The sequence below is a fragment of the Ancylomarina sp. 16SWW S1-10-2 genome (genome assembly GCF_009669305.1).
GTDB lineage: Bacteria > Bacteroidota > Bacteroidia > Bacteroidales > Marinifilaceae > Ancylomarina.
On the sequence record NZ_SADB01000061.1, the window covers coordinates 1 to 1,434 of the forward strand.

Here is a 1,434-nt window from a genome sequence, read left to right on the forward strand (position 1 = left end):
CAACCCGAACAATACCGGCGACAGCCGGAACTGCCGTGCCGGTGTGCAGATTAATGACAGCGGTGCGGCGCTGGGATATTACGTCAGCGAGGACGGGTATCCTGGCTGGATGCCGCAGAAATGGACATGGATACCCCGTGAGTTACCCGGCGGGCGCGCCTCGTTCATTCACGTTTTTGAACCCGTGGAGGACGGGCAGACTCGCGGTGCAAATGTGTTTTACAGCGTGATGGAGCAGATGAAGATGCTCGACACGCTGCAGAACACGCAGCTGCAGAGCGCCATTGTGAAGGCGATGTATGCCGCCACCATTGAGAGTGAGCTGGATACGCAGTCAGCGATGGATTTTATTCTGGGCGCGAACAGTCAGGAGCAGCGGGAAAGGCTGACCGGCTGGATTGGTGAAATTGCCGCGTATTACGCCGCAGCGCCGGTCCGGCTGGGAGGCGCAAAAGTACCGCACCTGATGCCGGGTGACTCACTGAACCTGCAGACGGCTCAGGATACGGATAACGGCTACTCCGTGTTTGAGCAGTCACTGCTGCGGTATATCGCTGCCGGGCTGGGTGTCTCGTATGAGCAGCTTTCCCGGAATTACGCCCAGATGAGCTACTCCACGGCACGGGCCAGTGCGAACGAGTCGTGGGCGTACTTTATGGGGCGGCGAAAATTCGTCGCATCCCGTCAGGCGAGCCAGATGTTTCTGTGCTGGCTGGAAGAGGCCATCGTTCGCCGCGTGGTGACGTTACCTTCAAAAGCGCGCTTCAGTTTTCAGGAAGCCCGCAGTGCCTGGGGGAACTGCGACTGGATAGGCTCCGGTCGTATGGCCATCGATGGTCTGAAAGAAGTTCAGGAAGCGGTGATGCTGATAGAAGCCGGACTGAGTACCTACGAGAAAGAGTGCGCAAAACGCGGTGACGACTATCAGGAAATTTTTGCCCAGCAGGTCCGTGAAACGATGGAGCGCCGTGCAGCCGGTCTTAAACCGCCCGCCTGGGCGGCTGCAGCATTTGAATCCGGGCTGCGACAATCAACAGAGGAGGAGAAGAGTGACAGCAGAGCTGCGTAATCTCCCGCATATTGCCAGCATGGCCTTTAATGAGCCGCTGATGCTTGAACCCGCCTATGCGCGGGTTTTCTTTTGTGCGCTTGCAGGCCAGCTTGGGATCAGCAGCCTGACGGATGCGGTGTCCGGCGACAGCCTGACTGCCCAGGAGGCACTCGCGACGCTGGCATTATCCGGTGATGATGACGGACCACGACAGGCCCGCAGTTATCAGGTCATGAACGGCATCGCCGTGCTGCCGGTGTCCGGCACGCTGGTCAGCCGGACGCGGGCGCTGCAGCCGTACTCGGGGATGACCGGTTACAACGGCATTATCGCCCGTCTGCAACAGGCTGCCAGCGATCCGATGGTGGACGGCATTCTGCTCG

At 59.4% G+C, this 1,434-nt stretch carries 1 protein-coding gene and 1 pseudogene; both read left to right on the forward strand.

Annotation, left to right across the window (positions count from 1 at the left end; genetic code table 11):
• Positions 1 to 1,069, forward strand: a 1,069-nt coding sequence (locus EMN46_RS18475) for a phage portal protein (RefSeq protein ID WP_154202488.1), incomplete at its 5' end; no start/stop codon positions are given.
• Positions 1,050 to 1,434, forward strand: a pseudogene (locus EMN46_RS18480) (S49 family peptidase); the annotation flags it as partial. The gene EMN46_RS18475 and the pseudogene EMN46_RS18480, both read left to right, overlap by 20 nt.